This window comes from Polaribacter haliotis (assembly GCF_014784055.1).
In the GTDB taxonomy this organism is placed as follows: Bacteria; Bacteroidota; Bacteroidia; order Flavobacteriales; family Flavobacteriaceae; genus Polaribacter; species Polaribacter haliotis.
The window spans coordinates 972,222-985,237 of sequence record NZ_CP061813.1; the positions used below are offsets into that span (position 1 = coordinate 972,222).

Here is a 13,016-nt window from a genome sequence, read left to right on the forward strand (position 1 = left end):
ATGAAAAATATTGGATTTATAATCGTACTAATTTTAACGTTAAACTCTTGTGCTTCAATCTTAAATAGTAGTACAACCAAAGTTAAAATTTCTGCAGATAAGAAAAGTAAAATCATATTTAAAAATGATACAATTTCTATCTATAAGAAACAAACAGCAATTAAAGCAGAACGATCTAAAAAACCTCTTAAAATTACTGTTATAAAAGATAGTTTACAAAAAGATTTTTATATTAAAAGTAAACTATCTAGCACCTTATTGCTAAATGTTTATAATTATGGTGCTGGTTTAATTGTAGATTTATTTAGTAGTAAACGTTTTAGATATCCATCTAATTTACATTTTGTAACAGACAGTTTGTCCAATAATATTGTTTTGAGCAATAAAAAAATTACAGTTCTAACAAAAAATACATTTTTTATATACACTTATCCAATACAACTATTCGATTTTTTCTCCATTCCTATGACTACATTAGGTACAGAATATTTTGTAAAAAACAACTTTAGTTTAAGTGCAGAGTATGGTATTAATTATCCAAAAACAAAATTAAGAAGACATAATATTACCTATTTAGACGAAAAAGCTTTTACCTATAGGTTTGAAACAAAATGGTATAATAGCATTAACTTAACAAGAAATGTTCATTTAAATGAATATTTAGGGTTTGAGTTTCGCGAAATAAGAAGTCAGTATAACGATTATATAGATTATACAGATAAAAATACAAACCAAAATAATTTTATAAGAGACGATTTTGCAACCAAAAAAAGAGTTACTATATTTAATTTAAAATACGGAATACTTATACCTATTGGAAAACAATTTTATTTTGACTTTTACACTGGTTTAGGTATAAGAATTAAAAAATTTAATCATTTGAATTTAGAGTTTGATAAAACCATTCATAATTTATATGATGATGATTTTCCAACTTTTTATTTTAGAGAATTTAAAAATTATAATAAAAAAGCATTTTTAAATTTGTCTTTAGGTTGTAAGTTTGGTATAAATTTTTAAAACAAAAAATGAAAGAAACCTTATTAAATCTGCTTGTATATTTAAAAAAACCTGTATTAGAACAAGACAGTAACACAGCCCTAAATTATCGATTTAATCTGTTTTTTAAACTTTTTGCTCTTTGTGTTTTAACAGGAATTATAATTACACCAATTTTTGTTTTATTAGAAGAGCTAAATTGGGTAAATATGGATTCCCATGAAGTAGAAAAAATGTTTAAGGGAATGGCAAAATGGAAAATTTTATTAGTAGGAGCTGTTGTAATTCCTGTGATAGAAGAACTTATTTTTAGAGCACCAATTACAGCTTTTAAAAAACCGAAACATTTTAAGTTCTCATTTTACTTTTTCGCTTTAGTGTTTGGTTTTGTGCATATTAGTAATTTTGAAACAACCACAAGTGTCTTATTATTATCACCAATTTTAGTTTTACCACAAATTCTAGTCGGTTTTTATTTGGGTTACATAAGAGTGCGTTTAGGTTTGCAATGGTCTATGTTATTGCATGGTAGTTACAATGGCTTTTTTTTAGCACTTTCTTTTTTAGAAAAATAGAAACAAGTTTTATAAATAAAAAAAACTGATAATAAAAAACCTCTAAATCTTTAAATTTAGAGGTTTTTCTATTTATGATATTTTTGTCTCGATTTAAAACTTAAGAATACATTTTATCACGCAATTCTTTAATTTTCGGATCCGATAAATAATCGTCGAAAGTTGCATATCTATCAATCGCTCCTTTTGGGGTTAATTCTATAATTCTATTGGCAACAGTTTGTGCAAACTCATGATCGTGCGTAGAAAATAAAATGGTTCCTTTAAAATTAATTAAAGCGTTGTTTAAAGACTGGATAGATTCTAAATCTAAGTGATTTGTAGGTTCGTCTAACATTAAAACATTTCCTCTTTTCATCATCATTCTAGATAACATACAACGCACCTTTTCTCCTCCAGAAAGTACATCACTTTTCTTTAAAGCTTCTTCTCCAGAAAAAATCATTTTTCCTAAAAACCCACGTAAATGAACTTCTTCTCTCTCTTCTTCTGTTTGTGCATATTGTCTTAGCCAATCCACTAAATCTAATTCTCCATCTTTAAAAAAGCTTGAATTATCTAAAGGTAAATAAGATTGTGTTGTTGTTACTCCCCAAGAAAACTCTCCAGAATCTGCTTTTTCGTTTCCAGAAATAATTTGATAAAAAGCAGTAATTGCTCTAGAGTTTCTAGAAATTACAGCAACTTTATCTCCTTTATTTAAGTTGATGTGAACATCGTTAAATAAAGTTTCATCTTCGAAAGTTTTCGATAATCCTTCTACATTTAAAATTTGATCTCCAGCTTCTCTGTCTCTATCGAAAATTATGGCTGGGTAACGTCTACTAGATGGTTTAATATCTTCAACGTTTAACTTATCAATCATTTTTTTACGAGAAGTAGCCTGTTTTGACTTAGCCATATTCGCAGAAAAACGACGAATAAATTCTTCTAATTCTTTCTTTTTGTCTTCTGCCTTCTTGTTTTGTTGTGCTCTTTGTTTTGCCGCTAATTGGCTAGATTCATACCAAAAGGTATAATTTCCAGAATAATGATTTATTTTACCAAAATCAATATCAGAAATATGTGTACAAACTGCATCTAAAAAGTGTCTATCGTGCGAAACTACAATTACAGTATTATCGAAATTTGCTAAGAAGTTTTCTAACCATTGGATGGTTTCAAAATCTAAATCATTGGTAGGCTCATCCATTATTAAAACATCTGGGTTTCCAAAAAGTGCCTGTGCAATTAGAACACGAACCTTTTGTTTTCCATCTAAATCTTTCATTAACGTATAATGCAAATCTTCTTTTATACCCAAATTAGAAAGCATTGCTGCTGCGTTAGAATCTGCATTCCAACCATCCATTTCTTCAAACTTAATTTGCAACTCTCCTATTTTCTCTGCATTTTCGTCTGTATAATCTGCATATAATTCGTCGATTTGTTTTTTAATTTTAAACAAATCTTTGTTTCCCATTACTACAGTTTCTAAAACAGGGAATTCATCAAAAGCATAGTGGTCTTGTGTTAAGACAGACATACGCTTTCCTGTTTCCAAGTGTACATTTCCAGAAGTTGGTTCTTGTTTTCCAGAGATTATTTTTAGAAATGTGGATTTTCCTGCTCCATTTGCGCCAATAATTCCGTAACAATTTCCTTGTAAAAACTGCGTATTTACTTCATCGAATAAAATACGCTTACCAAATTGAACTGATAGGTTAGATACTGATAACATAGTACTATTTTTAAAATTTGTGCAAAAGTACAAATTCCATTTTTCTTTTTAGTCCTAATATTCATTAGATTTTAGATTGAAAAAGACGCCGATAAAAAATAAAAAACAACTTTTTTTTTAACAGTGAATTAACAAAGGTAACTACTTGAAATTTTTACATTTGTGGATAGTCCGAATATTATTTTATGATAAAAAAAATACTCTACATATTATTAATTTCTGTAACTTTTATTGGTTGTACAGATAGCAATAAAAATGAGCAAACGTTTTTTGGTGGTAAGATTATTAACCCAAAATCGAGACAGGTTATTTTGTATGCTATGGATAAAGTTATTGATACTTTATATTTAGATTCTAGAAATAAATTTATAAAAGATTATAAAAATTTGAATGAAGGTTTGTATTATTTTGTTCATGGTATCGAAAACCAGTACATATACTTAGAACCTAATGATAGCTTAATGCTACGTTTAAATACCTGGGATTTTGACGAATCCTTAGTTTTTACTGGTAAGGGTGCAGAAAGAAACAATATTTTAATTGACTGTTTTTTAGAAGATGAAAATGATAATCGCTTCTTTTACAGCTTAAATAAATTACAACCCACAGATTATAAGAGGAAAATTGATTCTGTTTTAAATCAGAAATTAATAACTTACCAAACTTATGTAGAGGAGCATCCAAATGAAACTGATGGATTTTTAAAAGTATTAAAAACAGCATTAACCTTTCCAATATACTCGCGTTTAGAAAGATATCCTACAGAACATTTAAAACACAAAGGTTTAAAAGATTTCCCAAAAGTAGATGCAACTTTTTACGATTATAGAACTAAAATTGATTTGAATAACGACTCCTTAATGTACTATACCCCTTATGCATCTTATATTAGAAATTATTTATATAACTACACGTTTTCTCTAGGTCACAAGCCTATGAAACATAATTATTCTTCTAAATTTACAGTAGATTTATTAAAGACCATAAATAGTAAAATTAATTCTAAGGAATCTAAAAACGCATTTTTAAAAAGAACTGTTTTAGACCATTTTTATAACAAATCTAGCTGCGATATTAATAAAGAAGCATTTGCTGTATTCGCTAAATTCTCTACAAATAAAAAAGACAAAGAGATTATAGAAAAACTTTTGGAAGATAGTAATAAATTTAGTGGAGGAGATAAATTAGAAGGGTTTACAATTTTCGATTTTACAAAGCACCCAATTAAAATTGAAGAAATTGTAAAAAATAAAAGCAGTGTTTTATTCTTTTGGAATCCAGAACATGCTTCAGAAGACTATATAGCATCAAGAATTAAACATTTTAAAAATAATTTTCCTAAACTACAGTTTCTAATTGTAAAAATCGATGGAAATGATAAAGACAGAATTGAAAAACTAGATATAAAAGAACAATACTATATAAACGAATCTAGCACTGCAAATTCTTTCTTAACTAGTAAAATGCCAAGAACAATTCTTATCAATAAACAAGGGATAATTAAAAATGGATTTGCTTCAATTTCTTCACCAAAAATCTACAATCAATTGAAGGAATTGAATAAAAATTAATAAAACAACTAAAAAATTGCCATTAATTTAATTTGGTGTACCTTTGCACGTTTTTAATTTTGAAATTTTTCAATAAAAAAACAAGTCGAAAATTATAATTTGATTTGCAGGTGGGCGTTCTGTGAATCTACAAAAATCACAGTATGTCAACATTTTTAGAATTAGGCCTAAAAGAGCCTATCAACAAAGCATTAACAGATTTAGGTTATGAAAAACCAACTGTTATTCAAGAAAAAGCAATTCCACAAATTATTTCATCTACAACCGATTTAAAAGCATTTGCACAAACAGGTACAGGTAAAACTGCTGCTTTTAGTTTACCAATATTAGAGCTTTTAGATGAGAGTAACAGCAATGTTCAAGCAATTATTTTATCTCCAACTAGAGAACTTGCAGTTCAAATTGGTAATAATATTAAAGACTTCTGTAAATACTTACCAAAAGTTAAAGTAACAACTGTTTATGGTGGTTCTAGTATGGAAGAGCAAATTAGATCTTTAAAAAGAGGTTCTCAAATTGTGGTTGGAACTCCAGGTAGAACCGTAGATTTAATTAATAGAAGAGCTTTAAAATTAGGAAACGTTCAATGGTTAGTCTTAGACGAAGCAGATGAAATGTTAAATATGGGGTTTAAAGACGAACTAGATAAAGTCTTAGAGGCAACTCCAGAAACAAAACAAACTTTATTATTTTCTGCAACATTCCCAAAAGAAGTGGAATCTATTGCAAGAAATTATATGACAAAACCAGTTGAAATTACTTCTGGTGAAAAAAACCAAGGTTCAGACAATGTAAGTCACGAATATTATTCGGTTACAGAAAGAACACGTTACCCAGCTTTAAAAAGAATTGCGGATTTAAATCCAGATATTTATGCAATTATATTTTGTAGAACTCGTAGAGAAACACAAGAAGTTGCAGACAATTTAATAAAAGATGGTTACAGTGCAGATTCTTTGCATGGAGATTTATCTCAAGGACAAAGAGATTCTGTAATGGGTAAATTCAGAAAGAAAACCATACAAATCTTAGTTGCTACAGATGTTGCAGCTCGTGGATTAGATGTTACTGAATTAACACACGTTTTAAACCACAAATTACCAGATCAAATAGAAAATTACACACATAGAAGTGGTAGAACTGGTAGAGCAGGAAATAAAGGTATTTCTATTGTTTTGGTGAATGGAAAAGAAAAAGGAAAATTACGCCAAATCGAAAGAATTATAAAAAAGAAATTTGTAGAAACGAAAGTTCCTACAGGGAAAGAGATTGTTAAAAATCAATTAATGAACTTGATTGATAAGGTTCACGAAACAGAAGTTAACGAATCTGAAATTAGCGAATTTTTACCAAGCATTTACGAGAAATTAGAAAGCTTAAATAGAGAAGAATTAATTCAAAAATTTGTTTCTTTAGAGTTTAATACGATGTTAAAGTATTACGAAAACGCTAAAGATTTAAACGATTTATCTTCAAGAGACAATTCTAGAGCGAGAGCTACAGACGACAACATGACTCGTTTCTTCATAAATATCGGTAGAAAAGATAGTTTGAATCCTGCAAAATTAATTGGTTTAATTAACGACCAAAATATTGGAGACAAAATAGAAATTGGAGCAATTGATATTTTAGATACTTTTTCTTTCTTTGAAATTGATAAAAATTTCGAAGACAAAACATTGGAAGCTTTCTCATCAAATCAACCAGATTTTGATGGACGATCTGTAAACGTAGAAATTACGAAAAAAGAACGTTCTGGTGGTGGAAGAAGAGGTGGTAAAAAACCTTTTGGAAAAAAAGATGGAGGTTTTGGAAGACGTAGAAGTTCAGACGGACCTTCTTCTAGAAGAAGCAGTGATAATGGTGGTGGAAGAGGAAGATCTTCAGACAGACCTGACAGAAGTTCTGGTGGAGATAGAAAATCTGGCGGTTTTGGAAGAAAGCGTAAAGAAAGATAGAGAATTTTAATTCTTTAAAATATACAAACCTCACTCCTATTTATAGGAAGTGAGGTTTTTTATTTTTTATAACTTATTGAAAGATAATTTTTGAAGAAATTTTCGCCACAAATTCACGAATGAAAAAGTTGAGAGCAGGAAATTGGAAGTTGGAAGTTGGAAGTTAGAAGTTAGAAGTTAGAAGTTAGAAGTAAAATTCGTGAATTCGTGAATTCGTGAAATTGATATCTAAACCTCAAACTTTCTAAAGTCTTAATTCTTACAACTTAAAACACAAACTACTTTATTCGTATTGTTTCATTTCTTCATCATAAAAAGCACCAGCTTTATCCATTAAATCGGCTAATTCTGTAGCAATATCTTCTTCATTTTCTCCTGTTAAATCTTCGAACCACTCGATTTCATCATCTTTTAAATTGATTACAAAACGAGGAAACTCTGTGTGTAAAACAAAAATATCTTCAGGAAAATTACTGTTATCTGCTAATAAAAATTTTGGTAAATTCATTTTATATATTTTTTAGCAAGGGCTTAAACCCCTTGTTGTTAAGTTTGTATTTTTTGTTGGAGCTCTTTTTCTTTTATCAACTTTAAAGTTAAGGAATTAAATCTGATAAATAATAAAATCGAAGCTGTTGTTAAACCCGCTAATAAACCCAACCAGATTCCAAAACTTCCATACATTTCTTCTTTTCCTAAAAAATAAGAAACTGGAAACCCCACAATCCAATAAGATATAAAAGTTAAAATGGTTGGTATTTTAACGTCTTGCAAACCACGTAATGCCCCTAAAACTACTACTTGAATACTATCAGATATTTGAAAAAATGCGGCTGCTAATAACAATTTAGAGGCGATTGATAAAACATCCATATTATCCACATAGTTTTCAGCATCACTTAAATCTACATAAATATTAGGTAAACTTTTATGGAAAATAAAGAATATTAAAGCAAAGAAAATAGCCAATAAAGTCCCAAGGAAAAAAAGTGAAAATGCAATTCTGCGTAATTCTTTAAAATTCTGTAATCCTTTTTGGTTTCCAACGCGAATCATAGAAGCAACACTTAAACCCATTGCCACCATAAAAGTCATAGAAGATAAATTTAATGCGATTTGATTTGCAGCTTGCGGATTCTTTCCCAGTAAACCACTCAACCAAATTGCAGCTGTAAAAATAGCAACTTCAAAAAACATTTGCATCGCACTTAAAGAACCTAAATTTATAATTCTTTTAATCATTAAAGTATCTAAAACAAAGAATTTAATATCCTTAACAATACGTCCAGAACGTTCTTTAAAACGTAAAACCAACCACAAATAAATAACCATAATTATTCTAGAAACTAAGGTTCCATAAGCAGCTCCAACAATACCCATTTCAGGGAAACCAAACTTTCCAAAAATTAAAACATAGTTTAAAATTACGTTTATAATATTTGCTAAAAGCGTTGCATACATTGGATATTTAGTCATAGACATTCCATCACTAAACTGTTTAATTGCTTGAAAAATTATTAATGGAATCAACGAAAAAGCAACTAAATCTAAATACGGAATTGCCAAAGCAACCACTTCCTCTGGTTGCTGCATTAAATACATTAAAGGTTTTGAAAAGAAAACAACTAAAAACATTAAAACACCTAAAACAGTACATAAAAAAAGTCCGTGTTTGTAGGTAGATCTTGCTTGTTGTAAGTTATTAGACGAATCTGCTTCTGCAATTAATGGTGTAATTGCTGTGGAAAATCCAATTCCGATAGACATTGCAATAAACATAAAACTATTTCCAAGAGAAACTGCTGCCAATTCTGCAGTTCCTATTTGGCCGACCATAATATTATCTATAAAACTGACAAATGTGTGCCCCAACATACCTAACATTACAGGTGCTGCAAGTTTCCAATTGTATTTAAACTCAGATGTATATTGAGAAATATTCAATTTTCGATAATTTTTTGGACTGCGAAGATACGTATTACACAAAGATTTTCTATATAACAACTTCCGTAATTTTGATTGAATAATTACAATAAAAATGGTTATTTTTGAAAAAAATAAAAATTATAAAAATGGCAGATATCACATTAAAAGGAAACGCAATAAATACAATCGGAAATTTACCTAAAGTTGGAGAAACAGCTCCAGATTTTAGTTTAACTACTGTTGAATTAGGACATAAAAAATTATCAGATTTTGCAGGAAAGAATATTATATTAAACATTTTTCCATCTGTAGACACTGGAACTTGTGCAACTTCTGTTCGTGAATTTAATAAAAAAGCTGCGAATTTAGAGAATACTGTGGTTTTATGTATTTCTAAAGATTTACCATTTGCACAAGCCCGTTTTTGTGGTGCAGAAGGAATTGATAATGTAGAAATGTTATCTGATTTTGCAACTGGAGATTTTGGAAAAAAATACCAATTAGAAATCGAAAACGGACCATTAGCTCATTTACATTCTAGAGCTGTTGTTATTGTTGATAAAAACGGAAAAGTAGCATACACAGAACAAGTTTCTGAAATTGTAGACGAACCAAATTATAAGGCTGCATTAAAGGCTATTTAATTTTATGAAGAATCCGAATGATGGTTTTCTTAGAGGTAGACTGCGAAGTTTAAAATTTGCTTTTAGAGGTGTTTGGCGACTTATTACTAAAGAAGACAGTATAAAAGCACAACTTTGTGTTGCTGTTTTTGCGACTGTTTTAGGCGTCTATTTTAATATTTCTAATACAGAATGGATGTTGCAATTTATTGTAATAGGACTCGTTTTAGTTGCTGAAGCTGTTAATACAGCCATTGAAGAAGTTGCGGATTTTATTCATCCAGATTTTCATGTAAAAATTGGTTTAATTAAAGACATTGCTGCAGGTGCACCAACATTTGCTGCTATTATTTCTTTAATAATAGCGGGTTTTATCTACATACCAAAAATCAATTTATTATTTTAGCAACACCCCGTAAAAATACTTTAAATTATTAAATACTTAATGGCAAAAAGAAAACCAAGCACAAAAAAAATAATGCCTACTACTGAGAAAAAATCATCAGTTTTTGCATTTTTAAAAACAAAACAAACTCAAACTATTCTTGGGTTTTTCTTGTTATTCTTTGCGCTATTTTTGTCTATTGCTTTTATTTCTTTTTTCTTTAATTGGCAAGAAGACCAAAGTACACTTGCTAAACTAGGAGATAAAACTGTAAAAAGCAGTAATTTATTAGGTAAAATTGGCGCTAATTTAAGTCACTTTTTTATTTATAAGGGTTTTGGTATTGGGGCATTTGTAATCGCTTTTCAAATTTTTATTACTGGGTTGTATGTTTTATTCCAAAGAAAACTCTCTAAAATTGTTATTTCTTGGAACTGGGCTTTAATTGCAATGTTATGGCTTTCTGTAACTTTAGGCTTTGTTGGAGATCGATTTGCTTTATTATCTGGAACTATTGGTTTTGAAATAAACGGATTCTTACAAGCATTTCTAGGAAAAACAGGACTTATTATCATCTTAGCATTCGCATTTGTAATTTATTTAGTTTTAAAATATAAATTAACTTTCGATTTATTTCTTGAAAGATTAAAACAAAAAAGAGCAGAAAGAGAACAAAAAGAATTAGAAGAAATTGAGTATGATGCCATGGATAAGGCTTTTAATGAATCTAGTGATGAAGATTCAAAAAATAATCAATCAACTTCAGATAAAAAAGAAAAATCGGAATTTGAACTTTCTGTAGAAAACTTAAAACCAACAATTTCTAAACATTCGGATGTTGGTACAAAAAAAGAAGGACTTTCTTTACAAGTAACAAAAAACGAAGAAATATTAGAGCCGGTTTTAAAAACAACTATTTCAAATATTGAAGAGGAAAAAGAAGTAGAAATTGATGTTGAAACTGTTGAAGAAGAAGAACACGAAACAGAAAATTTATCAGACAAATTAGTAAAAGATTTTGGTGAATTCGACCCAACTTTAGAATTATCGAACTTTAAGTTTCCTACTTTTAATCTTTTAAAACAATACAACGAAACTATTTCTATTGATCCTGAAGAACTAGAGGCAAATAAAGATAGAATTGTAGAAACTTTAAAAAACTACAAAATTGGTATAGCAGAAATTAAAGCAACTGTTGGGCCCACAATTACTTTATACGAAATTGTACCTGATGCAGGAATTAGAATTTCGAAAATTAAAAATTTAGAAGACGATATTGCTTTGTCTTTATCTGCGTTAGGAATTCGAATTATCGCACCAATTCCCGGAAAAGGAACTATAGGTATAGAAGTTCCAAATAAAAAATCGACAATAGTTTCCATGCATTCTGTAATTTCTTCTAAGAAATTTCAAGATTCGCCAATGGAATTGCCAATTGCTTTGGGTAAAACCATTTCTAACGAAACTTTTGTTGTGGATTTGGCAAAAATGCCTCACCTTTTAATGGCTGGAGCAACAGGACAAGGGAAATCTGTTGGTTTAAATGCAGTGTTAACTTCACTTTTATATAAAAAACACCCTGCTGAAGTAAAGTTTATTTTAGTAGATCCTAAAAAGGTAGAATTAACGTTATTCAACAAAATTGAGCGACATTATTTGGCAAAATTACCAGATGTAGAAGAAGCGATTATTACAGATACTACCAAAGTTGTGCACACATTAAATTCTTTGTGCATAGAAATGGACAATCGTTACGATTTGCTAAAAGCGGCAATGGTTCGTAATATTAAAGAATACAATACCAAGTTCAAATCAAGAAAATTAAATCCTAATGATGGTCATCAATTTTTACCTTATATTGTTTTGGTTATTGATGAATTTGCAGATTTAATAATGACTGCTGGAAAAGAAGTAGAGACTCCAATTGCAAGGTTGGCACAGCTTGCAAGAGCTATTGGAATTCATTTAATTGTAGCCACACAAAGACCTTCTGTAAATGTTATTACAGGTATTATTAAAGCGAATTTCCCTGCAAGAATTGCGTTTAGAGTAACTTCTAAAATAGATTCTAGAACCATTTTAGATGCTGGTGGAGCAGACCAATTAATTGGTAGAGGAGATTTATTATACACAGCTGGAAACGATATTAACAGAATACAATGTGCTTTTGTAGATACTCCAGAAGTTGAAAAAATAACTGATTTTATAGGTTCTCAAAAAGCATATCCAGAAGCGTACTTACTTCCAGAATATGTTGGAGAAGAAAGTGGCACAAGTATTGATATTGATATCTCTGAAAGAGACAAACTCTTTAAAGATGCAGCAGAAATTATTGTTACAGCACAACAAGGTTCTGCATCACTTTTACAAAGGAAATTAAAATTAGGTTATAATAGAGCTGGAAGATTAATAGATCAACTAGAAGCAGCTGGTATTGTTGGAGGCTTTGAAGGAAGCAAAGCAAGACAAGTTTTAGTTACAGATTTAGTTGCTTTAGATGAACTTTTAGCAAACGAAAAAAACGTATAAATACTTTCAAAAAGTATATAAAATTAAATTATGAAAAAAATAACAATTTTATTTTTAAGTATATTTTTAACTACGATTACTTTCTCTCAAAATGGAGAAAAAGCAAAATCTTTATTAGATGAAGTTTCTAACAAAATGGGAGCTTATAAAAACATGCAAATTGGTTTCAGCCAAACTTTAAGCAACGAAGATGCAGGAATTAAAGAAGGAGACGAACCACCAATTAGAGGTGAAATTAATTTAGAAGGCGAAAAGTATATTCTAAATTATTTAGGCAATCAATTTATTTATGATGGCAAAAAATTATATGTAATAAATCACGATGAGAAAGAAATTTCTATTACTGATGGAGATTTAGATGGAGATGATGGTTTTATTTACCCATCTAAATTACTAACTTTTTATAAAGAAGGTTACAATTACAAAATGGGAAAACTAGAAAATACGAAAGGAAGACAAATTCAATTTGTAACTTTAAATCCAATTGATAGTAACTCCGATATTGTAAAAGTAGAATTGGGTATAGATGCAAAATCTAAACACATTTATAAACTTATTCAAACTGGCTCTAATGGTTCTAAAACAACATTTACCATTAACAAGTTTAAAAAGAATGAAGATTTATCTAAAAACTTTTTCAAATTTAATAAAGCGAAATTTTTAAGTCAAAATTATACGATTGACTAATTTTTTCAATTAACAGAAAATTAGTAGCATATTTATATTTAAG

General features: G+C 29.2%; 11 protein-coding genes. 8 read left to right on the forward strand and 3 right to left on the reverse strand.

From position 1 onward, the window contains the following. Together H9I45_RS04035 and H9I45_RS04040 are read left to right on the forward strand one after the other, a co-directional pair. Window positions 1–1,020 carry a hypothetical protein gene (locus H9I45_RS04035; protein WP_088355154.1) on the forward strand — a complete coding sequence of 340 codons (1,020 nt, stop codon included), beginning with the start codon at window positions 1–3 and terminating at the stop codon, window positions 1,018–1,020. A gap of 8 nt (window positions 1,021–1,028) precedes the next feature. Further along, window positions 1,029–1,574, forward strand: a complete 546-nt coding sequence (locus H9I45_RS04040) for a CPBP family intramembrane glutamic endopeptidase (protein ID WP_088355155.1) — start codon at window positions 1,029–1,031, stop codon at window positions 1,572–1,574. Between the two features lie 100 nt (window positions 1,575–1,674). Here the strand turns inward: H9I45_RS04040 and H9I45_RS04045 are convergent, their stop codons facing one another. Continuing rightward, window positions 1,675–3,294 (reverse strand): ABC-F family ATP-binding cassette domain-containing protein, encoded by a 1,620-nt coding sequence (locus tag H9I45_RS04045; RefSeq protein WP_088355156.1) that lies wholly within the window; start codon window positions 3,292–3,294, stop codon window positions 1,675–1,677. Window positions 3,295–3,479: 185 nt separating this feature from the next. On the opposite strand from H9I45_RS04045, the gene H9I45_RS04050 reads away from it, so the two are divergent. Together H9I45_RS04050 and H9I45_RS04055 are read left to right on the forward strand one after the other, a co-directional pair. Further along, on the forward strand, window positions 3,480–4,865 hold the full coding sequence (locus H9I45_RS04050) for a TlpA family protein disulfide reductase (protein WP_088355157.1): 1,386 nt from the start codon (window positions 3,480–3,482) through the stop codon (window positions 4,863–4,865). A gap of 143 nt (window positions 4,866–5,008) precedes the next feature. After that, window positions 5,009–6,823 (forward strand): DEAD/DEAH box helicase, encoded by a 1,815-nt coding sequence (locus H9I45_RS04055; protein ID WP_088355158.1) that lies wholly within the window; start codon window positions 5,009–5,011, stop codon window positions 6,821–6,823. Window positions 6,824–7,106: 283 nt separating this feature from the next. Here H9I45_RS04055 and H9I45_RS04060 read toward each other — a convergent pair whose 3' ends face one another. Continuing rightward, window positions 7,107–7,331, reverse strand: coding sequence for a DUF8828 family protein (locus H9I45_RS04060; RefSeq protein WP_088355159.1), 225 nt, complete (start codon window positions 7,329–7,331; stop codon window positions 7,107–7,109). A 38-nt stretch (window positions 7,332–7,369) separates the two neighbouring features. Further along, window positions 7,370–8,767 (reverse strand): MATE family efflux transporter, encoded by a 1,398-nt coding sequence (locus H9I45_RS04065; RefSeq protein WP_176397600.1) that lies wholly within the window; start codon window positions 8,765–8,767, stop codon window positions 7,370–7,372. 128 nt (window positions 8,768–8,895) lie between these two features. Between H9I45_RS04065 and tpx the strand changes: the two genes are divergently transcribed. From tpx to lolA1, 4 genes are read left to right on the forward strand one after another with little or no spacing between them, the layout of a single operon-like run. Then, complete coding sequence (gene tpx, locus H9I45_RS04070; protein ID WP_088355160.1) at window positions 8,896–9,393, forward strand: thiol peroxidase; 498 nt, start codon at window positions 8,896–8,898, stop codon at window positions 9,391–9,393. Between the two features lie 4 nt (window positions 9,394–9,397). Further along, window positions 9,398–9,778 carry a diacylglycerol kinase family protein gene (locus tag H9I45_RS04075; RefSeq protein ID WP_088355161.1) on the forward strand — a complete coding sequence of 127 codons (381 nt, stop codon included), beginning with the start codon at window positions 9,398–9,400 and terminating at the stop codon, window positions 9,776–9,778. A gap of 39 nt (window positions 9,779–9,817) precedes the next feature. Beyond that, a complete protein-coding gene (locus H9I45_RS04080) occupies window positions 9,818–12,286 on the forward strand; it encodes an FtsK/SpoIIIE family DNA translocase (RefSeq protein ID WP_088355162.1) in 2,469 nt (822 codons plus the stop codon). A 30-nt stretch (window positions 12,287–12,316) separates the two neighbouring features. Then, window positions 12,317–12,973 carry an outer membrane lipoprotein periplasmic chaperone LolA1 gene (gene lolA1 / locus H9I45_RS04085; protein WP_088355163.1) on the forward strand — a complete coding sequence of 219 codons (657 nt, stop codon included), beginning with the start codon at window positions 12,317–12,319 and terminating at the stop codon, window positions 12,971–12,973. The last annotated feature ends 43 nt before the right edge of the window (window positions 12,974–13,016 follow it).